This window comes from Klebsiella sp. MS 92-3, assembly GCF_000195655.1.
Taxonomy (GTDB): Bacteria; Pseudomonadota; Gammaproteobacteria; order Enterobacterales; family Enterobacteriaceae; genus Klebsiella; species Klebsiella pneumoniae.
In genome coordinates this window covers 66,436-86,266 of sequence record NZ_GL882824.1, presented here as the reverse complement: position 1 = coordinate 86,266, position 19,831 = coordinate 66,436, and the positions used below count along the sequence as shown (strand labels likewise).

Annotated in this window: 21 protein-coding genes and 1 pseudogene; 16 read left to right on the top strand and 6 right to left on the bottom strand. The window is 58.9% G+C overall.

The features are described from left to right. Nucleotides 1-150 precede the first annotated feature (150 nt). The 3 genes from HMPREF9538_RS09875 to HMPREF9538_RS09885 are packed head-to-tail and all read right to left on the bottom strand — an operon-like array spanning nt 151 to nt 4,437. The gene (locus HMPREF9538_RS09875) at nt 151-2,172 is read right to left on the bottom strand and encodes a hypothetical protein (protein ID WP_020316676.1); all 2,022 of its coding nucleotides are present in this window, start codon (nt 2,170-2,172) and stop codon (nt 151-153) included. Continuing rightward, nucleotides 2,159-3,346 (bottom strand): DUF3142 domain-containing protein, encoded by a 1,188-nt coding sequence (locus HMPREF9538_RS09880; RefSeq protein ID WP_009485537.1) that lies wholly within the window; start codon nt 3,344-3,346, stop codon nt 2,159-2,161. Before HMPREF9538_RS09880 ends, HMPREF9538_RS09875 begins: the two co-directional genes overlap by 14 nt. Nucleotides 3,347-3,381: 35 nt before the next feature. After that, entirely contained in the window at nt 3,382-4,437 is a 1,056-nt protein-coding gene (locus HMPREF9538_RS09885; RefSeq protein WP_009308506.1) for an aminopeptidase, read from the bottom strand. 246 nt (nt 4,438-4,683) lie between these two features. Between HMPREF9538_RS09885 and cysG the strand changes: the two genes are divergently transcribed. From cysG to rpoS, 13 genes are all read left to right on the top strand, one after another. Continuing rightward, a complete protein-coding gene (cysG, locus tag HMPREF9538_RS09890; RefSeq protein WP_020316669.1) occupies nt 4,684-6,090 on the top strand; it encodes a siroheme synthase CysG in 1,407 nt (468 codons plus the stop codon). Nucleotides 6,091-6,099: 9 nt separating this feature from the next. After that, nucleotides 6,100-7,008: a sulfate adenylyltransferase subunit CysD gene (gene cysD, locus HMPREF9538_RS09895; RefSeq protein WP_002915160.1), complete on the top strand. Its 909-nt coding sequence runs from the start codon at nt 6,100-6,102 to the stop codon at nt 7,006-7,008. A gap of 9 nt (nt 7,009-7,017) precedes the next feature. Beyond that, nucleotides 7,018-8,445: a sulfate adenylyltransferase subunit CysN gene (gene cysN, locus HMPREF9538_RS09900; RefSeq protein WP_004181094.1), complete on the top strand. Its 1,428-nt coding sequence runs from the start codon at nt 7,018-7,020 to the stop codon at nt 8,443-8,445. Continuing rightward, nucleotides 8,445-9,050, top strand: coding sequence for an adenylyl-sulfate kinase (gene cysC / locus HMPREF9538_RS09905; protein WP_009485535.1), 606 nt, complete (start codon nt 8,445-8,447; stop codon nt 9,048-9,050). Before cysN ends, cysC begins: the two co-directional genes overlap by 1 nt. 50 nt (nt 9,051-9,100) lie before the next feature. Further along, complete coding sequence (locus HMPREF9538_RS09910; protein ID WP_002915157.1) at nt 9,101-9,427, top strand: DUF3561 family protein; 327 nt, start codon at nt 9,101-9,103, stop codon at nt 9,425-9,427. Nucleotides 9,428-9,567: 140 nt separating this feature from the next. Continuing rightward, entirely contained in the window at nt 9,568-9,885 is a 318-nt protein-coding gene (ftsB, locus tag HMPREF9538_RS09915) for a cell division protein FtsB (RefSeq protein WP_002915156.1), read from the top strand. 19 nt (nt 9,886-9,904) lie between these two features. Then, the gene (gene ispD, locus HMPREF9538_RS09920) at nt 9,905-10,615 is read left to right on the top strand and encodes a 2-C-methyl-D-erythritol 4-phosphate cytidylyltransferase (RefSeq protein ID WP_009485534.1); all 711 of its coding nucleotides are present in this window, start codon (nt 9,905-9,907) and stop codon (nt 10,613-10,615) included. After that, entirely contained in the window at nt 10,615-11,094 is a 480-nt protein-coding gene (gene ispF / locus HMPREF9538_RS09925) for a 2-C-methyl-D-erythritol 2,4-cyclodiphosphate synthase (protein ID WP_004181093.1), read from the top strand. Before ispD ends, ispF begins: the two co-directional genes overlap by 1 nt. Further along, nucleotides 11,091-12,140 carry a tRNA pseudouridine(13) synthase TruD gene (gene truD / locus HMPREF9538_RS09930; RefSeq protein WP_009485533.1) on the top strand — a complete coding sequence of 350 codons (1,050 nt, stop codon included), beginning with the start codon at nt 11,091-11,093 and terminating at the stop codon, nt 12,138-12,140. The genes ispF and truD overlap by 4 nt, the downstream gene beginning before the upstream one ends. After that, complete coding sequence (gene surE / locus HMPREF9538_RS09935) at nt 12,121-12,882, top strand: 5'/3'-nucleotidase SurE (RefSeq protein WP_004142750.1); 762 nt, start codon at nt 12,121-12,123, stop codon at nt 12,880-12,882. The genes truD and surE overlap by 20 nt, the downstream gene beginning before the upstream one ends. Further along, on the top strand, nt 12,876-13,502 hold the full coding sequence (locus HMPREF9538_RS09940; RefSeq protein WP_002915108.1) for a protein-L-isoaspartate(D-aspartate) O-methyltransferase: 627 nt from the start codon (nt 12,876-12,878) through the stop codon (nt 13,500-13,502). Before surE ends, HMPREF9538_RS09940 begins: the two co-directional genes overlap by 7 nt. Nucleotides 13,503-13,627: 125 nt before the next feature. Next, nucleotides 13,628-14,764: a murein hydrolase activator NlpD gene (nlpD, locus tag HMPREF9538_RS09945; RefSeq protein ID WP_020316673.1), complete on the top strand. Its 1,137-nt coding sequence runs from the start codon at nt 13,628-13,630 to the stop codon at nt 14,762-14,764. A 157-nt stretch (nt 14,765-14,921) separates the two neighbouring features. Continuing rightward, a complete protein-coding gene (rpoS, locus tag HMPREF9538_RS09950; protein WP_002915106.1) occupies nt 14,922-15,914 on the top strand; it encodes an RNA polymerase sigma factor RpoS in 993 nt (330 codons plus the stop codon). A gap of 52 nt (nt 15,915-15,966) precedes the next feature. Here rpoS and HMPREF9538_RS09955 read toward each other — a convergent pair whose 3' ends face one another. Both HMPREF9538_RS09955 and HMPREF9538_RS09960 read right to left on the bottom strand, forming a co-directional pair. Then, nucleotides 15,967-16,344 carry a hypothetical protein gene (locus tag HMPREF9538_RS09955; protein ID WP_009485531.1) on the bottom strand — a complete coding sequence of 126 codons (378 nt, stop codon included), beginning with the start codon at nt 16,342-16,344 and terminating at the stop codon, nt 15,967-15,969. Continuing rightward, nucleotides 16,341-17,543 (bottom strand): MFS transporter, encoded by a 1,203-nt coding sequence (locus tag HMPREF9538_RS09960; RefSeq protein ID WP_009485530.1) that lies wholly within the window; start codon nt 17,541-17,543, stop codon nt 16,341-16,343. The genes HMPREF9538_RS09955 and HMPREF9538_RS09960 overlap by 4 nt, the downstream gene beginning before the upstream one ends. A 108-nt stretch (nt 17,544-17,651) precedes the next feature. On the opposite strand from HMPREF9538_RS09960, the gene HMPREF9538_RS09965 reads away from it, so the two are divergent. Continuing rightward, the gene (locus tag HMPREF9538_RS09965) at nt 17,652-18,539 is read left to right on the top strand and encodes a LysR family transcriptional regulator (protein ID WP_009485529.1); all 888 of its coding nucleotides are present in this window, start codon (nt 17,652-17,654) and stop codon (nt 18,537-18,539) included. Between the two features lie 8 nt (nt 18,540-18,547). Here HMPREF9538_RS09965 and HMPREF9538_RS09970 read toward each other — a convergent pair whose 3' ends face one another. Beyond that, complete coding sequence (locus HMPREF9538_RS09970) at nt 18,548-18,955, bottom strand: MarR family winged helix-turn-helix transcriptional regulator (protein WP_002915102.1); 408 nt, start codon at nt 18,953-18,955, stop codon at nt 18,548-18,550. A 173-nt stretch (nt 18,956-19,128) separates the two neighbouring features. Here HMPREF9538_RS09970 and HMPREF9538_RS09975 point away from each other — a divergent pair, with 173 nt between their 5' ends. Together HMPREF9538_RS09975 and HMPREF9538_RS33365 are read left to right on the top strand one after the other, a co-directional pair. Then, the gene (locus HMPREF9538_RS09975; protein WP_002915099.1) at nt 19,129-19,722 is read left to right on the top strand and encodes a non-oxidative hydroxyarylic acid decarboxylases subunit B; all 594 of its coding nucleotides are present in this window, start codon (nt 19,129-19,131) and stop codon (nt 19,720-19,722) included. After that, a pseudogene (locus HMPREF9538_RS33365) lies at nt 19,722-19,831 on the top strand (phenolic acid decarboxylase); the annotation flags it as partial. The gene HMPREF9538_RS09975 and the pseudogene HMPREF9538_RS33365, both read left to right, overlap by 1 nt.

Here is a 19,831-nt window from a genome sequence, read left to right as displayed (position 1 = left end):
GGGGATAAACCGGGGTTCACTTGGGTGAAACTGAACTAACTGTGTTCCCCGCATTCGCGAGGATAAGCCCGTCCACTAACGTTATCGATCCTGAGAGTGGGCACGAAAGATTGCGGAGAATAAATATCGCTACCTGCCGCTCTAGCGATATCACTGTTTTTTTACCGTCTCCTGGATCGCGCTAAAATCCGGCTCCGGGCAATCCCGACCAAAATTTTCGGCCCATGGGAACGGGGCGCCGTACTTAACATAGCGCTGATACAGGCGTTTGGTTAATTGAGCATCCCGCCCCCATACCCATCCTGTTGCATTACACAGCACGGCAGCATAGGCCTGTGATTTATATGGCAACAGGTCGGCCGCTTTTTCCGCCAGCGTCACCGCCTGCCAGCGATAGTGTAAGAAATGACTGTCCTGTTTTAGCAGGGATCGCTGAACGCGTTGCCGTTCGCCATCACTTATCCACGATGTCACGGCCGAATTATCTTCCGGTCCCTGGTTGTAATAGGGCCATGAATACCCGCCTCCATACAGCGCAAAATCGGGCGCCATCTCATAGCCTGTCAATTCCATCCCTTGATGACGCAGGATTAGCGCCGCTTGCCACCAGCCCTGCGCCTGAGCTGTTTTGTGTCCCTTTTTCGGAAAGGCATCGATAAACGCCCGGGCGGCGTCTCGATCTTCGGCCAGCGCAAAATAGACCAGCGCTTTTTGATACTGGCCCGCGCGCATCAGGCGTCGGGCGAGCAGGTTGCGTAGCCTGGCGTCAGCGCTATCGCGCCCGGCATTTTTCGGCGTAGTAGGGGCTGAAGGAGAAGGTGCCGGGACATATTTATCCACGAAAGCAAGGAGTTCATTGACCGTGAGCACTCGTTCGGCAATGTGCGCGACATCCGGCCAGTAATTTTCTTTCGCCTGATACATCAGCCGCATTGCCTGCAGATAGTCGTCGCGGTTGAGCGCGAGTATCGCCTGCTCGGCATGAATACGGCAGACCGGCGTAACAAACTCCTCGCCGACAATGTCATCACTATAGGACTGGAAACCCCAGGTTTCATTTGGCGGAAATGACGCCGCGGCTTTGGCGTACCATGCCGCTGCCGCGTTGACATCACCGGCCCGCAGCGCCATTTTGGCCCTTACCCAGGCGGTGAGCCCATTTTCTTTGGCGTTTTTCAACATCAGCGTCACCAGCGGATATTGGCCGTTACGATAGGCGAGGGCGATCAGGCGGTCGCTACCGGCCATATCGCGATCGACTTTCTGCGCCAGCTTCGCTATCAGCTCATTATGGTAATTTTTGACCTCTGTCGGATCAAAGGGCCGCGGTTCCGGCTCGTACAACAAATTGGACGAACGAGTAAAAAAACTCGCAATCAGCAGTTGCTGAATAACCGGATCGTCCAGGCCAGGTTGCAGGAACTGTTCGTTTTCCGGGTGGTTGAGGACGTCGACAGTGTAGCGTAAAGAGAGGCTGCCACTGGGGGAACCCTGCGCCGCCTGCCGGGCATAAAGATGAGCCGCGGCAATGGGGTCGCTTTGCCAGTGTTTGATACGTCCCTGCTGGCCAAGACTTGCCAGCGAGAGCAGCTCCGGATCCTGCTGACCTTCACGAACGGCGTCAATGATCTGCTGGTAGAGATCGAAGGCTTCGCGCAATTCCTGCTCACTACCGTGAGAAGAACGACTATCAGTAAGCGGATAATCACGCATCAAATCGCGGGCCAGCGAATAACGCGCCTTGAGCCCCCACTCGCCCTGTTGTTCCACGGGCAAGGCCAAAAGCTGGCGAAAATAGTCGCGCGCCCGGCTATCGCGTTCAGCAAACGCCACTGCGCCGAGCACGTACAGGCGGCTGGCGGTCGGGAGATCGGCGGCCATTTTTTCCGCGGCGGCTAACGAACCGCTGGCGCGGATCTCTTTGAGCAAAAGATCCTGCGCAGTAGGGGCTGCAGGCTTGTCGGCAGATGTATCACGCCATTGCGGAAGTCGCGGATCGGCAAGCACCAGGCGGCTGCTCTCTAAAGCAAAGCTCCCCTCCGGCAGATACAGCAGATTAGCCTGGCGATCTGCTAACAAATAGTTGGGGAAAAACGGCCCACAGGCGTGGCTGCTGGCAGCAACAAGCGTCGCCGCCAGGAAGGTGGCCAGAGGTAATTTACGGGTTAACATGAAACTTTCCTTGTGGTGGCGTTGAGCATCTTGCCCAACCAATGGCTTGCGTCCGCCCGGCGCGCAACAGCGCAGGGGCGGTGAGGGAAAACGTTTGTTCGATAAAGCGGTAGCTTCCGGCGCCGTCGGCGGCCAGACAATCTTCCGTGGTTAGCGTTATTTTCGCCGGGAGTGGGGCATCAATATTGCCTGTGTTTTTAATCGCCAGTTCGTAGAGCGTGGACTCTGCGCTGGCGCTGGCCTTATCGGGAAGCGCCAGCCACTGCCAGCGGGAGGTTAACGGCTGATGGCGGATGACTGCCGCCAGCGTACTAAGCGACCAGGCGCGGGTATCGTTATCCAGAGGCAGACGAAACCAGACGATACCTGAAAAATGATGCGGCGACTGTTGTTCCAGTTCGCGAGTAAACGTGTCGATTTGCCGCGGTGAAACGCTCAGTTCTTGTTTTTCAGCCGCAATCCACAGCGGCGACTCGCTTTCAACGCTGGCGGGCTGTCCCGGGGCAGCGATGAGCGCGGAACCATAGGCCGGGAGCGCGAGGTAAAAAGGGTGAGGAGCGATAAGCGCATATTGCCTGCTCCAGCGCCGGGCCAGTGTCGGGTCGAACAAGCCGGTCCCCGGGGATTGCACGCTATGAAGTTGCAATACGGAGCTATCTACCGTTTTCAGCAAAGGACGCAGTCCGGGGGAGGTGAGCCAGGTCGGGAGCGCCGTGATGCTGAGCGTAATATCTGAAGGCAGCCCCTGGCGCATGGCCATCAGGAGGCGTTGATAATCGGAAAGCCGCGAAGTGGGAGCATCATAATCGATTTCAATGGCGGTGAGATTAACGCCTGCCTTGCGCCAGTGGGTCACAAGGCGCTTTATCTGCGGCAGCATTGTGGTGGTATCAAGCTGCGTCAGGCTGCCGTCCAGGCGGACGACCAGCCACACCGGGCGGCCATCCTGCTGTAATAATGAAGTGTTAACGCGGGCAAGGCGGACGCCTTCCTGAGGATGAAACTGGATCCCCAGAACGCGCAAAGTGGCAAACAGCGCCTGGCTTTGCTGTAGCGCGGTCTTATGCTGGTCATTCCAGACCCGCTGCCAGATATAGACCTGGCTGTCGGCGAGGGCGCCTGCGCTGGCAGCCAGCAGCAGAAAAAAAACGCCCGAACAGCGTAAATTGATCATGGCGACAATCCTTGTTGCCGGTGATGACTACCCGATTATTTTAATGACGATGGCTTCTCCACCTTCGCCAGCTCTTTCACCAGCGGCAGCATGACTTTCACTACCTCGCGTCCGCGGTGTTCGATGCGCCCCGGCAGCGCGTGGTCGATATACTGCTGATTATCCAGCTGGACGTCATGCCAACTGGTTCCCTGCGGGAAACTGGCCGATTTGCTCCGCTGCTGATAGCCATCTTTTTTGCCGAGTGACCAGTTAGTCGCCTCGACCGACAGCACCGGGATCCCGGCGTTGTCGAAGACGCTGGCGTCATTGCAGCAGCTGGTGCCTTTCGGATAAGCCGGGTTGAGTCCCGGGTTGGTGTAGGCGGCGATGCCCTTGCTGCGAGCGATAGCCAGCGCGCGATCGCGGGTCAGCTTGCGCACCGAGGCCGGCGTGCTGCGGCCGCTGTTGAAGTAAAGCTTATCGCCCACCACCAGATTATCGAGATTGATCACCAGCAGGGTATTTTTCTTTTCCGCTTCGCTCATCCGCTGCAGCAGGTTTTGCGCGCCGAGACGGCCTTCCTCTTCACCGCTGGTGGCGATAAAGCGGATGCCATAGCGGGTAGGGACGTTCTTTAAATGCTCCGCCAGCTCCAGCAATACGCCAAGTCCCATCGCGTTGTCGTCGATGCCCTGCAGCGTCAGGCCGCCGAGGTTGTTCTCCACGTCTTTATCGCTCTGCGGCGCATAGGTGTCGAGGTGTGCCATGATAATAATCTGCTGGCGCACTTTACCTTCATGGGCGGCGATCACCGTACTGCCGGTGGCGTTATGCCAGTTCTTGCGCTGATTGCTGTCGGTATAGATATAGCGGGTATTGAAGCTTCGCACGTCGCTCTGATAACCCATCAGGGCGAACTGCTGGCGCAGATAGTCAGCTGAGAGCATTTCCGGCGGCGTTCCGGTCATTCGTCCCGGGAAGACGGTGGCGATATGGCGGGCCTGGCTACTGGCGGTGTCGCCCAGCGCGCTGAATGCGGGGGCGGCAGCAAAAACAAAACCGGTGCCGAGCGCCAGCGGAAGCAGACGGCGGCACAACGCGGAAAACATAAGGGGTCCTTACACGAACAAGACAATTTGACGCGTACAGTATGAAACTGTGACCGCGGTTAAACAATTTCAATTGCTCTTAAATAGCGGAAAAATAGCGCGTTAAGCACTTTTTGATATTTGTATTTCCGCCGCGTTATTCCTTTGTGTCACAACTCATTCCATTTCGTAATTTCATTTGCTCTAAGGCGCACCCTATAGTCGCAGTATCGCTGAATGTAAGAGAGTTGTTGCACCGTGGATTACTTGCCCCTTTTTGCCGAACTGAAACAAAGGCCCGTGCTGGTGATCGGCGGCGGCGAGATTGCTGAACGTAAGATCAAGTTCCTGCTGCGCGCCCAGGCGCAGGTGCAGGTGGTCGCTGAAACGCTGTCACCGGCGCTGGCCGATCTGGCTGCGCGCCAGGCACTCAGCTGGCGGGCGACGGAATTCAGCGACTCGCTGGTGGATGATGTCTTTCTGGTGATTGCGGCCACCGAGGATGAGGCGCTTAACCAGCGGGTGTTTGCGGCAGCTAACGCGCGCTACCGGTTGGTCAACGTGGTGGATAACCAGGCGCTGTGCTCGTTTGTTTTCCCTTCTATCGTCGACCGTTCGCCGCTGCTGGTGGCGATCTCCTCCAGCGGTAAAGCGCCGGTGCTGTCGCGCATTCTGCGTGAAAAAATCGAAGCGCTGCTGCCGACGAATCTCGGTCGGCTGGCGGAATCAGCAAGCTACTGGCGCAACCATCTGAAAACCCGCCTGACGACCACCGAAGCGCGTCGCCGCTTCTGGGAGCGCGTCTTTACCGGCCGCTTCGCCAGCCTGATGGTGGCGGGCAACTCTGTGGAGGCGGAAAAAGCGCTGCAGGATGAGCTCGACAAACCCGAACGCGAGACGGGAGAAATTATTCTGGTCGGCGCCGGGCCGGGCGATGCCGGGCTGCTGACCCTTCGCGGTCTGCAGGCGATCCAGCAGGCGGACGTGGTTTTCCACGATCATCTGGTGACTCAGCCGGTTCTCGAGCTGGTGCGCCGCGATGCCGAGCTGATCTGCGTTGGCAAACGCGCCGGCGAGCATTCGGTGCCGCAGCATGAAACCAATCAGCTGCTGGTGGAGGCGGCGAAGGCGGGGAAAACCGTCGTGCGCCTGAAGGGCGGCGATCCGTTTATTTTTGGCCGCGGCGCAGAAGAGCTGCAGGCTGCCGCCGAGGCGGGGATCCCGTTCCAGGTGGTGCCGGGCGTCACCGCAGCCGCCGGAGCGACGGCCTACGCCGGTATTCCGCTGACCCATCGCGATTATGCGCAAAGCGCCGTCTTTGTCACCGGCCACTATAAGCCGGACAGCGCCCCCTTCGACTGGTCGCTGCTGGCGAAGAGCCAACAAACGCTGGCGATCTACATGGGCACCATGAAGGCAGCGGAAATCAGCGCGCAGCTGATCGCCCACGGTCGCGACAGCGACACGCCGGTGGCGGTGATTTCCCGTGGCACCCGTGACGATCAGCAGACGATAACCGGCACATTGCAACAACTCGAACACCTGGCGAAAGACGCCCCGATGCCCGCCCTGCTGGTGGTAGGCGAAGTGGTGCAGTTGCATCAGCAGCTCGCCTGGTTTCAACATACATCATCCGCCGAGGGGTTTAACGCTTCGGTGGTCAATCTGGCTTAAGGAACGGTTATGGACCAAAAACGACTCACTCACCTGCGGCAACTGGAGGCGGAAAGCATCCATATTATTCGTGAGGTGGCCGCCGAATTTTCTAACCCGGTAATGATGTACTCCATCGGGAAAGATTCCAGCGTAATGCTGCATCTGGCGCGCAAAGCGTTTTATCCGGGAACCCTGCCGTTCCCGCTGCTGCACGTCGATACCGGCTGGAAATTCCGTGAGATGTATGAGTTCCGCGACCGGACCGCTAAAGCCTACGGCTGTGAACTACTGGTGCATAAAAACCCGGAAGGGGTGGCGATGGGCATCAACCCGTTTGTCCACGGCAGCGCCAAGCATACCGATATCATGAAAACCGAAGGGCTGAAGCAGGCGCTGAACAAATACGGCTTTGACGCCGCGTTCGGCGGCGCGCGTCGCGACGAAGAGAAATCCCGCGCGAAAGAGCGCATCTACTCCTTCCGCGACCGCTTCCACCGCTGGGACCCGAAAAATCAGCGTCCGGAGCTGTGGCACAACTACAACGGCCAGATTAACAAAGGCGAAAGCATCCGCGTCTTCCCGCTCTCCAACTGGACCGAGCTGGATATCTGGCAGTACATCTACCTGGAAAATATTGAAATCGTGCCGCTGTATCTGGCCGCTGAGCGCCCGGTGCTGGAGCGCGACGGTATGCTGATGATGATCGATGACGACCGTATCGATCTGCAGCCGGGCGAGGTGATTGAAAAACGGATGGTGCGTTTCCGTACCCTCGGCTGCTGGCCGCTGACCGGCGCGGTGGAGTCTGAAGCGCAGACGCTGCCGGAAATTATTGAAGAGATGCTGGTATCGACCACCAGCGAACGTCAGGGGCGCGTCATTGACCGCGACCAGGCCGGCTCGATGGAGCTGAAGAAACGTCAGGGGTATTTCTAAGGAGCCGCCATGAACACGACCATTGCCCAACAAATTGCCAACGAAGGCGGCGTAGAAGCTTACCTGCACGCGCAACAGCACAAGAGCCTGCTGCGTTTTTTGACCTGCGGCAGCGTCGATGACGGCAAAAGCACCTTAATTGGCCGCCTGCTGCACGATACGCGCCAGATCTATGAAGACCAGCTCTCTTCGCTGCACAACGACAGCAAGCGTCACGGCACCCAGGGCGAAAAGCTGGACCTGGCGCTGCTGGTGGACGGCCTGCAGGCCGAGCGCGAGCAGGGCATCACCATCGACGTGGCCTATCGCTACTTCTCAACCGAAAAACGCAAATTTATCATCGCCGACACCCCGGGGCACGAGCAGTACACGCGCAATATGGCCACCGGGGCGTCCACCTGCGACCTGGCGATCCTGCTGATCGATGCGCGCAAGGGCGTGCTCGACCAGACCCGCCGTCACAGCTTCATCTCGACGCTGCTGGGCATTAAACACCTGGTAGTGGCGGTCAACAAAATGGATCTCGTCGAGTTTAGCGAAGCGCGCTTCAACGAGATCCGGGAAGATTATCTGACCTTTGCCGAGCAGCTGCCGGGCAACCTTGATATCCGCTTTGTGCCGTTGTCGGCGCTGGAAGGCGATAATGTCGCCAGCCAGAGCGCGAATATGCCGTGGTACAGTGGCCCGACGCTGCTGGAAGTCCTCGAAACCGTAGAGATCCAGCGGGTGGTCGAGAGCCAGCCGCTGCGCTTCCCGGTGCAGTATGTTAACCGTCCGAACCTTGATTTCCGCGGCTTCTCCGGCACGGTCGCCTCCGGTACCGTGCAGGTTGGCCAGCGTCTGAAGGTGCTGCCGTCGGGCGTCGAATCGAGCGTGGCGCGTATCGTCACCTTCGACGGCGACCTGCAGGAAGCCGCCGCCGGCGAAGCCATTACCCTTGTGCTGAAAGATGAAATCGACATCAGTCGCGGCGACCTGCTGGTTGACGCGCAAGCCTCGCTGCCGGCGGTACAAAGCGCCAGCATCGACGTGGTGTGGATGGCCGAACAGCCGCTGACCCCGGGCCAGAGCTACGACATCAAAATCGCCGGCAAGAAGACCCGCGCTCGCGTCGACGCTATCCGCTACCAGGTCGATATTAACAACCTGACCCAGCGTGAAGTCGAGTCTCTGCCGCTGAACGGCATCGGCCTGGTGGAGCTGACCTTTGACGAACCTTTAGTGCTGGATCCGTATCAGCAAAACCCGGTGACCGGCGGGCTTATCTTTATCGATCGCCTGACCAACGTCACCGTCGGCGCCGGGATGGTCAACGAGCCGCACCTGCAGGCATCGACGTCGGCATCACAGTACAGCGCCTTCGAGCTGGAGCTGAACCAGCTGATCCGTAAACATTTCCCGCACTGGGACGCCCGCGACCTGCTGGGAGGCAAATAATGGCCCAGCATGACGAAAACGTCGTCTGGCATGCCCACCCTGTGACCCAACAGCAGCGGGAACAGCATCACGGCCATCGCGGCGTGGTGCTGTGGTTTACCGGCCTTTCGGGGTCGGGTAAATCCACCGTCGCCGGGGCGCTGGAGGAGGCCCTGCATGAGCGCGGCGTCAGCACCTATCTGCTGGACGGTGACAACGTGCGCCATGGCCTGTGCAGCGACCTGGGATTCAGCGATGAGGATCGCAAAGAGAACATTCGCCGCGTCGGCGAAGTGGCCAGGCTGATGGTCGATGCCGGACTGGTGGTATTGACGGCATTTATATCTCCGCACCGTGCGGAACGGCAGATGGTGCGCGAGCGCCTCGGTGAAGAACGCTTTATCGAAGTGTTCGTCGATACCCCGCTGGCCATCTGCGAGGCGCGGGATCCGAAAGGATTGTATAAGAAAGCGCGGGCAGGGGAATTACGCAATTTCACCGGCATAGACTCGGTCTATGAGGCACCGGAAAAGGCGGAAATTCATCTGGATGGTGAACAATTGGTAACAAATTTGGTGCACCAACTATTAGACCTGCTGCAACAGAGCGATATTATCAGATCCTGAAACGGCAGCGGCATCGAGGGGTGCCGGTTGCCCGGTCTACAGGATTCGATATGCGCAATACCCAGAACCTCAGTATTATTCGTTCAGAACCGCCTCCGGCGATCGGCGACGAGACCACCTGGTCTTTGTCGGGCGCTGCCGTGGGCTTTATTTCGTGGCTGCTGGCGCTGGGTATTCCCTTCCTTCTCTATGGCAGTAATACACTCTTCTTTCTCCTCTACACCTGGCCATTCTTCCTTGCGTTGATGCCGGTGGCGGTGGTGGTCGGTATTGCGCTGCACTCTCTGCTCAATGGCAAACTGCTCTATAGCGTCAGCGCGACCATCCTGACCGTTGGGCTGATGTTTGCGCTACTCTTCCTCTGGCTGTTGGGATAACCCGTTGCTGGTATGAATCAAGCATGGGTATCGACAGCAAAAATATGGTACAGTCCCCGCGTTACGCGGCATCGTCCGCGCGCCCCGGTAGCGTACCCGGGCGAGTTTTGGGATGATGATGCCGTTTTTCAGGGGGCAGGATGGGTAAACTAACGCTGCTATTATTAGCTTTGCTGGTCTGGCTACAGTATTCGCTGTGGTTCGGTAAAAACGGCCTGCATGACTACACGCGGGTTAACGACGACGTCACCGCCCAGCAGGCGACTAACGCCAAATTAAAAGCACGCAACGATCAGCTGTTTGCCGAAATTGACGACCTCAACGGCGGGCAGGAAGCGATTGAGGAGCGTGCGCGCAATGAACTCAGCATGACCCGCCCGGGCGAAACCTTCTATCGTCTGGTACCGGATGCGTCTAAACGCAATCAGGCATCGGGGCAACAGCAGAACAATCGATAACCAGGCCCAGGATTACAACATGGCAGCCACTTTTCCGGGCGTTTGCGCCGTGGTGCCGGCAGCCGGTTTCGGCCGCCGCATGCAAACGGAATGCCCGAAACAATATCTCTCAATCGGTAACAAAACGATTCTCGAACACGCGGTCGCCGCGCTGCTGGCGGATGCGCGCGTCCAGCGGGTGGTGATTGCCGTCAGCCCCGGCGATCGCCGCTTCAGCCAGCTGCCGCTGGCGCAGCATCCGCAAATTACCGTGGTGGATGGCGGCGCCGAGCGCGCCGATTCGGTACTCGCCGGCCTGCAGGCGTTGCCGGAGGCACAGTGGGTGCTGGTGCATGACGCCGCGCGCCCCTGCCTGCATCAGGACGACCTCAGCCGCCTGCTGTCGCTGTGCGAAACCAGCCGCGTCGGCGGGATCCTTGCGGCGCCAGTGCGCGACACCATGAAGCGCGCCGAGCCGGGCAAAACCGCTATCGCCCATACCGTCGACCGCAATGACCTGTGGCATGCGCTCACCCCGCAATTTTTCCCTCGCGAGCTGCTGGTGGATTGCCTCACTCGCGCGCTAAACGAGGGAGCCACTATCACCGATGAAGCTTCGGCGCTGGAGTACTGCGGCTTCCATCCGCAGCTGGTCGCCGGACGCGCGGATAATATTAAAGTGACGCGCCCGGAAGACCTGGCGCTGGCTGAATTTTACCTCACCCGTTCCCGACACCAGGAGAAAGCTTAATGCGAATTGGACATGGTTTTGACGTACACGCTTTTGGCGGTGAAGGCCCAATCATCATTGGCGGGGTACGCATTCCTTATGAAAAAGGGCTGCTGGCCCACTCCGACGGCGACGTCGCGCTGCATGCGCTGACCGACGCGCTGCTTGGCGCCGCGGCGCTGGGCGATATCGGCAAGCTGTTCCCCGATACCGATCCGGCGTTTAAAGGCGCCGATAGCCGCGAACTGCTGCGCGAAGCATGGCGCCGCATTCAGGCCAAGGGCTATACGCTCGGCAACGTCGACGTCACGATTATTGCCCAGGCGCCGAAAATGCTGCCGCATATTCCGCAGATGCGCGTCTTTATCGCTGAGGATCTCGGCTGCCATATGGACGACGTCAACGTGAAAGCGACCACCACCGAGAAGCTCGGCTTCACCGGCCGCGGGGAAGGGATCGCCTGCGAAGCGGTTGCGCTGCTGCGTAAGGCCGACAAATGATCGCCTTTGACCAACTGACCTGGCTGCACGGCAAGCCGCAGAGCAGTGGGCTGCTGAAAGCCAATCCGGAAGATTTTCTGGTGGTGGAAGATCTGGGCTTTGCCCCGGACGGCGACGGCGAACACGTGCTGGTGCGGATCCTGAAAAACGGCTGCAATACGCGCTTTGTCGCCGACGCGCTGGCAAAATTCCTTAAGATCCACGCCCGTGAAGTGAGCTTCGCCGGGCAAAAGGATAAGCACGCGGTCACCGAGCAGTGGCTGTGCGCCCGGGTGCCCGGCAAAGAGATGCCGGACCTGAGCAAATTTCAGCTCGAGGGCTGCCAGGTACTGGAATATGCTCGCCATAAGCGTAAGCTGCGTTTAGGCGCGCTGAAAGGCAACCAGTTTACCGTGATCCTGCGCGAGATTAGCGATCGCCAGGACGTGGAGACGCGTCTGCAGGCCATCGCTGAACGGGGAGTGCCGAACTATTTCGGCGCGCAGCGCTTTGGCATTGGCGGCAGTAACCTGCAGGGCGCCCTGCGCTGGGCGGAGAGCGGCGCGCCAGTGCGCGATCGCAATAAGCGCAGTTTTTGGTTGTCGGCAGCCCGCAGCGCGTTGTTTAATCAGCAAGTGAGTATTAGATTAAAAAAAACGGAATTTAATCAGGTCGTTGATGGCGATGCGCTACAATTAGCGGGGCGCGGGAGCTGGTTTGTCGTCACACCGGAAGAACTCGAGGTTTCGCAGGCGCGGGTGCATAACCGCGAACTGATGATTACGGCCACGCTGCCGGGCAGCGGCGACTGGGGAAGCCAGCGCGACGCCCTGGCTTTCGAGCAGGCCGCGATCGCCGAGGAAACCGCGTTGCAGGCGCTGCTGGTACGGGAGAAAGTCGAGGCGGCGCGCCGGGCGATGCTTCTCTATCCACAGCAGCTCAGCTGGAACTGGTGGGATGACGTAACCGTTGAACTGCGTTTCTGGCTGCCGGCGGGCAGCTTCGCCACCAGCGTGGTCAGGGAGCTTATCAATACAACGGGTGACTATGCGAATATTGCTGAGTAACGATGACGGGATCCATGCGCCGGGGATACAGACCCTGGCGAAGGCCTTAAGGGAGTTTGCCGAGGTCCAGGTGGTTGCACCCGATCGTAACCGCAGCGGGGCCTCAAATTCGCTGACGCTGGAATCGTCCCTGCGTACGTTTACCTTTGAAAATGGCGACATCGCCGTCCAGATGGGCACCCCGACCGACTGTGTCTATCTCGGCGTGAACGCGCTGATGCGCCCGCGTCCGGACATCGTGGTTTCCGGCATTAATGCCGGCCCCAACCTGGGTGACGACGTCATCTATTCCGGCACCGTGGCCGCGGCGATGGAAGGCCGTCATCTGGGGTTCCCCGCGCTGGCCGTGTCGCTGAACGGCTATCAGCATTACGATACCGCCGCGGCGGTAACCTGCACCATTCTGCGCGCCCTAAGCCGCGAGCCGCTGCGTACCGGGCGGATCCTTAACATCAACGTACCGGATCTCCCGCTTGATCAAATCAAGGGCATTCGCGTGACCCGCTGCGGCAACCGCCATCCGGCCGACCAGGTGATCCCGCAAAAAGATCCGCGCGGCAACACCCTGTACTGGATTGGTCCGCCGGGCGATAAGCGCGATGCCGGGCCGGGCACCGATTTTGCGGCAGTGGATGAAGGCTATGTTTCCGTGACGCCATTGCACGTCGATTTAACCGCCCATCAGGCGCATGAGGTGGTCACCGATTGGCTGGAACGTGTCGGGGTTGACAGGCAATGGTAAGTAAACGTGTTGAAAGTTTGTTGAATCAACTGCGCACGCAGGGCATCGTCGATGAACGTGTCCTCGAGGCGATCGCGCTGGTCCCGCGCGAAAAGTTTGTTGATGAAGCCTTTGAACATAAAGCGTGGGAAAACACCGCGCTGCCGATTGGCCAGGGGCAGACCATCTCCCAGCCGTATATGGTGGCGCGGATGACCGAGCTGCTGACGCTGACGCCGGAGTCGCGGGTGCTGGAGATCGGCACCGGTTCCGGCTACCAGACGGCCATCCTGGCGCATCTGGTGCATCACGTATGCTCGGTAGAGCGAATTAAGAGTTTACAGTGGCAGGCGCGTCGTCGCCTGAAACAACTTGATTTACATAATGTTTCAACCCGTCATGGCGATGGGTGGCAAGGTTGGCAGGCGCGGGCGCCGTTTGATGCCATTATTGTGACGGCGGCGCCGCCGGAAATACCGACCGCGCTGCTGGCGCAGCTGGATGATGACGGCGTGCTGGTGCTGCCGGTCGGCGAAGAGCATCAGTTTCTCAAACGGATCCGTCGTCGGGGCAACGAATTTATCATTGATACCGTCGAGGCCGTTCGCTTTGTTCCCCTGGTGAAGGGGGAGCTGGCCTGAGACCCGGATTATTCCAGGTTTTTTTTGCCTGACTTTAGGCGTAGGGTGGACACATTTTTCAGTGTCCTGGCCGGGCGCCGCCCGGTAAGCAAGATATTGGCAGTTAACATATTCCTGGGGGATAAATGAGCGCGGGAAGCACCAAATTTACCGTCAGCCGTATTGCGGCTCTTTCACTGGTTTCACTCTGGCTGGCCGGGTGTACCAACACCAATAATCCGCCTGCGCCGGTTAGCTCTGCCGGCGGCGCCGCCTCTTCCAGCACCAACTCCGGCATGCTGATTACGCCGCCACCCTCCGGCGTCAAGTCCGCTCCTCAGGCGCAGCCGATTCAGCCGATGCAGACCCAGACCACTCAGCCGCAGCCGGCGCCGGTGGCGCAGGAGCCGGTACAGACGGTAAATGGCCGGATCGTTTACAACCGCAAATATGGCGATATTCCGAAAGGTAGCTATACCGGCGGCAGTACCTATACGGTAAAACGCGGCGACACGCTATTCTATATCGCCTGGGTCACCGGCAACGATTTCCGCGACCTGGCGCAACGCAACAATATCCCGGCCCCGTACGCGCTGAACGTGGGGCAGGTACTGCAGGTCGGTAACGCCTCAGGCCAGCCGATCACCGGCGAAAACGCCGTTTCTCAGGCCAGCGCCAGAGCGAGCGGCGGTGCGACGACCAGCACAACTTCTGCACAAAAATCGACCGCGGTGGTTGCTTCACAACCGACTATTACGTATTCTGAATCTTCAGGTGAACAGAGTGCTACCAAGATGTTGCCTAATAATAAACCAGCGACCACGACCACAACGGTTGTCGCGCCGGTGACGGCACCAACAACGGTGAGCACAACCCAGCCGACTGCAAGCAGTACGTCAACCAGTTCGCCGATCTCAGCATGGCGCTGGCCGACTGATGGCAAGGTTATCGAGAACTTTAGCGGCGCGGAAGGCGGCAATAAAGGTATCGATATTGCAGGCAGTAAGGGACAGGCTATTGTCGCGACCGCCGATGGGCGCGTCGTCTATGCCGGTAACGCACTGCGCGGCTACGGTAATCTTATTATCATCAAACACAACGATGATTACCTGAGTGCCTACGCTCATAACGATACCATGCTGGTTCGGGAGCAACAGGAAGTCAAAGCGGGGCAGAAAATCGCTACCATGGGTAGCACCGGAACCAGCTCAACAAGATTACATTTTGAAATTCGTTACAAGGGGAAATCCGTCAACCCGCTGCAGTACTTACCGCAGCGATAATTTGGCAAAGTACGGATAAGCGAAGCATCAGCTAACAGGCGCCAGGGCGGTGTCTACGTTCCTCTCGCAGAGAGGGCAGGGGAAATCGTCCAGGCGTCGTTTGTTGATGTGCCGTGGAAGGTGCTTTGCTCAGGGATCACGGGTAGGAGCCACCTTTATGAGTCAGAATACGCTGAAAGTTCATGATTTAAATGAAGACGCGGAATTTGATGAGAACGGAATTGAGGTTTTCGACGAGAAAGCCTTAGTAGAAGAGGAACCCAGTGATAGCGATCTGGCTGAGGAAGAGCTGCTGTCGCAAGGCGCAACCCAGCGCGTACTTGACGCCACTCAGCTTTATCTTGGAGAGATTGGTTATTCCCCACTGCTGACCGCGGAAGAGGAAGTCTATTTCGCGCGTCGCGCACTGCGTGGTGATGTCGCTTCACGCCGTCGCATGATTGAAAGTAACTTGCGTCTGGTGGTGAAGATTGCCCGTCGTTACAGCAATCGTGGTCTGGCGTTGCTGGATCTGATTGAAGAAGGTAACCTCGGCCTGATCCGCGCCGTTGAGAAGTTTGACCCGGAACGTGGGTTCCGTTTTTCGACCTACGCGACCTGGTGGATCCGCCAGACTATTGAACGGGCGATCATGAACCAAACCCGTACGATCCGTTTGCCGATCCATATTGTTAAAGAGCTGAACGTCTATCTGCGTACCGCGCGCGAGTTGTCCCATAAGCTGGACCACGAGCCTAGCGCGGAAGAGATCGCCGAACAGCTGGACAAACCGGTCGATGACGTCAGCCGTATGCTGCGTCTGAACGAGCGCATCACCTCCGTGGATACTCCGCTGGGTGGCGATTCAGAAAAAGCGCTGCTGGATATTCTGGCCGATGAGAAAGAGAACGGCCCGGAAGACACCACGCAGGACGATGATATGAAGCAAAGTATCGTCAAATGGCTGTTCGAACTGAACGCCAAGCAGCGTGAAGTTCTGGCACGTCGTTTTGGTCTGCTGGGTTATGAAGCTGCCACGCTGGAGGATGTGGGCCGTGAAATTGGCCTGACCCGCGAACGCGTGCGGCAGATCCAGGTGGAAGGTCTGCGTCGCCTGCGGGAAATTCTGCAGGGACAGGGGCTGAATATCGAAGCGCTCTTCCGCGAATAAGACGTTTTCTGTCAAAAAGGCCCCCTCGAAAGTCGGGGCCTTTTTCTTTGGGCTAGCCGAGGCGGGTTTCCTGCAGATGGCGCCAGACAATTTTCCCTTCCGCGTGCTGAAAAATCGCCGTCGACCAGCGAACGTTCTGGCTGCTATCCGCCAGCGTTTGGCTTTCACGATATAGCACTGCGGCGCCGTCGTGCCACTCGCTGATGATTTCCATCTGATCCACTACGATATCTAACCCCGGACGGCTGCCGCCGGCGTGGTGGAAAAAACGGCTCACCGTTGGGTAGTCCATCTTCTCACCGCTCAAGGGGATCATGGTAAAATCGGCGGCAAAACGCTTCATCAGCGCCTCAGCGCTTCCTTCGCCATGGCTTAACCAGCGTTCGATAAGGACATGGGCATCAAGGACTTCCTGCAGATAAGGATTCATGACTTCTCCAGAGTGGTGTGCAGGCGATGGATAATCGCCCGATTATTCAGCCGCAGGCAAAACAGCAGCGGCAACAGGGTAATGACGGCGGCGCTAATAAATACCCCCTGCCAGGCGTAGGCCGGCGGGAATACCCTCAGCAGCAGGGCGAGCAGGGCGCTGCCGGCAAAGAAGCTGAGCTGGCGGTTAAGATTCCATAGCGCGCTGGCGTCAGGCATCTCTTCGGCAGGCGTATGCAGGAAAGCGCTGCTTTGCGCGGTGCTGCTGCATAAGCTGCCTCCGCCGCCCATCAGCGTAAAGGCCAGAATCAACAGCGCCAGCGGGCTGTCCGTATCGCTCTTCAGCAGCAGCATGATCCCCATCGCCTGAAGCAGGCAGCCGATGACGACCAGCGGCCGGGGCCCGAAGCGGTTGAAATATCTGCCGGTAAAAGTGATGGCGGCAAACGAGGCCAGCGACCAGGGCACCATCAGGGCACCGATTGCCCCCGGCGCCATCCCGGTGACGCGTTGCAGGTAGTACATCCCCACCACGTTGACGCCAATAAACATCCCCGGCACGCAGAGGTAGATCAGCATCGCGAAGCGCAGCAGGGGATCGGCCAGCAGCGACAGTGGAAGAAAGCGAGTCGGGCGAACCGGACCGGGGGTGTCGTTCAGCCATCGCACCGCCAGCACAAAGGTTAGCAGAGCCACAGGCAGGCTGGCGAAAAAGACCCAGCGCCAGCTGAACGCCTCGACTAACAGGCCGCCGATCGCCGGCGAGCAGGCGGGGGCCAGCAGGCCGACCAGCATCACCGCCGCCGACAGCTTCGCCCGCTCATGCGGCTGAAACAGCGGCCACGTCAGCGCCTGGCCGAGGGGGATTAACAGCCCGCCGCCCATCCCCTGCAGCGTCCGCCATAAAATCAGTTCGCTCAGGCTGTTGGCAAGCCCTGCCGCCAGCGCGCCGAGGCTGAACAGCCCCAGCGAGAGTAAAAACAGCCGTTTCGCCCCCCAGCGCTCGCTGAGCCAGGCGCTGAACGGCACAACGACCGTCAGACCGAGAATATAGGCATTACTGACCCACGCCAGCTGCGAGACGGAAACCGCCAGCGCGCGGCTGATTGCCGGAAAGGCGATGCTGGCGATAAACATATTGATCAAATCGAGAAAAAAGCCGAACAGAAAAACGGTGGCAACGCGGTGGCGGTAGGTCATGGTTCACTCCCTCAGACAGGCGGCTACTGTAAACCTGCCGCAGCGAGGGATAAACGGGACTAATCGGGATATACTGTCTGAATATTTTTGACAATCATCCGGACGACGATGCTTAATCTTCAGCGCGTGACCATGTTTATCGCCGTGGTAGATGCCGGCAGTTTCACCCAGGCCGCAGCGGCGCTGGGGCAGACCAAGGCGGTGGTCAGCTTTAACGTACGGCAGCTGGAAAATGAGCTGGGGGTGACGCTGCTGCTGCGTTCGACGCGGCGTTTGCGGCTCACTGACGCCGGGGTGCTGTTCTATCAGCGCGGGGTGGCGCTCCTGAACGCGGCGGAAAATCTCCAGGATGAAGTGCGGGCCAGCCATAGCGGCTTAAGCGGGGAGCTACGGATCACCACCACGCCGGAGTATGGCGCGCAGGTTATCATTCCAGCGCTGGCCGCGTTCGCCCGTCGTCATCCGGCGCTGCGGGTGCGCCACGTCTCCTCCTCCCATCATGCCGACCTCATTTCAGAACGATTTGACGTGGCGATACGCCTCGGTACGCTGGCCGATTCCCGCTATCGGGCGACGCGGATAGCCAGTTTCGCGATCCTGCCCGTCGCCTCTCCGGCCTGGCTGGCAAGCCATCCGGTGCAGACGCTGTCCGATCTGGCGCAAGCTGAGTGGATTATTCACGAGCGCCTGCCGACGCCGCTGCGCTGGCAGCTGCGCACGGATCACCAGACAGAGGTGGATTTCGCGATAGCCAGCGCGCCGCGGTTTTCTGCTGATAGCGCTACGGCGCTGATGAGCTTTGCTCTGGCGGGATGCGGCGTCGCCTTGCTGCCCGCATGGCTGGTAGTCAAAAAGGTGGCGCAGCGGGAGCTGGTGCCGCTCCTGCCGGAATACCATTTCCCACAGCAGGGCGTGTATGCCCTTTATCCCGACTCGCAGCATTTGCCGACCCGGGTGCGGGCATTTATTGACTTCCTGCGCGAGAAGGTCGGTTAAGCGCCCGTTCAGGGCGCCATCATTTTGTGCACCAGCCGGGAGAACTGCTCGCGCTCGTCATCGCTCAGGCGGCCGAGAAACTCGTCATCGACCTCATTGCCCTGCGGAATGGAACGGTTAAGCAACGCCTCGCCTTCGTCGGTCAGATAGACAAAACGGCGGCGTTTATCGGCCGGATCGTGCTCCCGGCGCACCAGGCCGCGCGCTTCCATTCGGCTGAGCATCTCCGCCAGCGTAGCCTTGGTGCTGACCGCCGCTTCAATCAGCGCCACCTGTTCGATCCCGGGGTGCTCCGCTACCGAGCGCATCACCGCATACTGAGGTTTAGTCAGGTCCGGCAACGCCTGCTGCCAGCGGGCGGTATGCTGTTGAAAAAGCTGGCGCAGCAGGTGGAATGCTTCGTTTCGTAACTCCATGAATACTCCGTAACAAAACTGTCACCTCTATGATAGCCGTTCGTACGCCTTTTTATACCCTTTCTGCGTTTTGATTAAAAATGCGCACGTATACGAACGATCTTGCCAATAAGAGCTGGAGGGGGTAGTTTAAATATAAAGTTCGTACACGAACAAAAGTAATGAGGTCTGGAATGAAACTGATTATTGGGATGACGGGGGCCACCGGGGCACCGCTTGGGGTGGCATTGCTGCAGGCGCTGCGCGATATGCCGGAGGTGGAAACCCATCTGGTGATGTCGAAATGGGCCAAAACCACCATCGAGCTGGAAACGCCCTGGACGGCGCGCGAAGTGGCCGCGCTGGCGGACTTTTCCCACAGCCCGGCAGACCAGGCCGCCACCATCTCATCCGGTTCATTTCGTACCGACGGCATGATCGTTATTCCCTGCAGTATGAAAACGCTTGCAGGCATTCGCGCGGGTTATGCCGAAGGGCTGGTGGGCCGCGCGGCGGACGTGGTGCTCAAAGAGGGGCGCAAGCTGGTGTTGGTCCCGCGGGAAATGCCGCTCAGCACGATCCATCTGGAGAACATGCTGGCGCTGTCCCGCATGGGCGTGGCGATGGTCCCGCCGATGCCAGCTTACTACAACCACCCGGAGACGGTTGACGATATCACCAACCATATTGTGACCCGGGTGCTGGATCAGTTTGGCCTCGACTATCACAAAGCGCGCCGCTGGAACGGCTTGCGCACGGCAGAACAATTTGCACAGGAGATCGAATAATGGCTTTTGATGATTTGCGCAGCTTTTTGCAGGCGCTGGATGACCAGGGACAACTGCTGAAAATCAGCGAAGAGGTGAACGCTGAGCCCGATCTGGCGGCGGCCGCCCA

Coding starts and splice junctions, on each gene's coding strand:
- HMPREF9538_RS09960 (WP_009485530.1), bottom strand. CDS start 17,543: ATGACCTACCGCCACCGCGTTGCCACCGTTTTTCTGTTCGGCTTTTTT.
- ftsB (WP_002915156.1), top strand. CDS start 9,568: ATGGGTAAACTAACGCTGCTATTATTAGCTTTGCTGGTCTGGCTACAG.
- truD (WP_009485533.1), top strand. CDS start 11,091: ATGATCGCCTTTGACCAACTGACCTGGCTGCACGGCAAGCCGCAGAGC.
- HMPREF9538_RS09940 (WP_002915108.1), top strand. CDS start 12,876: ATGGTAAGTAAACGTGTTGAAAGTTTGTTGAATCAACTGCGCACGCAG.
- HMPREF9538_RS09975 (WP_002915099.1), top strand. CDS start 19,129: ATGAAACTGATTATTGGGATGACGGGGGCCACCGGGGCACCGCTTGGG.
- cysD (WP_002915160.1), top strand. CDS start 6,100: ATGGACCAAAAACGACTCACTCACCTGCGGCAACTGGAGGCGGAAAGC.
- ispD (WP_009485534.1), top strand. CDS start 9,905: ATGGCAGCCACTTTTCCGGGCGTTTGCGCCGTGGTGCCGGCAGCCGGT.
- HMPREF9538_RS09955 (WP_009485531.1), bottom strand. CDS start 16,344: ATGAATCCTTATCTGCAGGAAGTCCTTGATGCCCATGTCCTTATCGAA.
- nlpD (WP_020316673.1), top strand. CDS start 13,628: ATGAGCGCGGGAAGCACCAAATTTACCGTCAGCCGTATTGCGGCTCTT.
- HMPREF9538_RS09875 (WP_020316676.1), bottom strand. CDS start 2,172: ATGTTAACCCGTAAATTACCTCTGGCCACCTTCCTGGCGGCGACGCTT.
- HMPREF9538_RS09880 (WP_009485537.1), bottom strand. CDS start 3,346: ATGATCAATTTACGCTGTTCGGGCGTTTTTTTTCTGCTGCTGGCTGCC.
- cysC (WP_009485535.1), top strand. CDS start 8,445: ATGGCCCAGCATGACGAAAACGTCGTCTGGCATGCCCACCCTGTGACC.
- cysN (WP_004181094.1), top strand. CDS start 7,018: ATGAACACGACCATTGCCCAACAAATTGCCAACGAAGGCGGCGTAGAA.
- rpoS (WP_002915106.1), top strand. CDS start 14,922: ATGAGTCAGAATACGCTGAAAGTTCATGATTTAAATGAAGACGCGGAA.
- HMPREF9538_RS09965 (WP_009485529.1), top strand. CDS start 17,652: ATGCTTAATCTTCAGCGCGTGACCATGTTTATCGCCGTGGTAGATGCC.
- ispF (WP_004181093.1), top strand. CDS start 10,615: ATGCGAATTGGACATGGTTTTGACGTACACGCTTTTGGCGGTGAAGGC.
- HMPREF9538_RS09885 (WP_009308506.1), bottom strand. CDS start 4,437: ATGTTTTCCGCGTTGTGCCGCCGTCTGCTTCCGCTGGCGCTCGGCACC.
- HMPREF9538_RS09970 (WP_002915102.1), bottom strand. CDS start 18,955: ATGGAGTTACGAAACGAAGCATTCCACCTGCTGCGCCAGCTTTTTCAA.
- HMPREF9538_RS09910 (WP_002915157.1), top strand. CDS start 9,101: ATGCGCAATACCCAGAACCTCAGTATTATTCGTTCAGAACCGCCTCCG.
- surE (WP_004142750.1), top strand. CDS start 12,121: ATGCGAATATTGCTGAGTAACGATGACGGGATCCATGCGCCGGGGATA.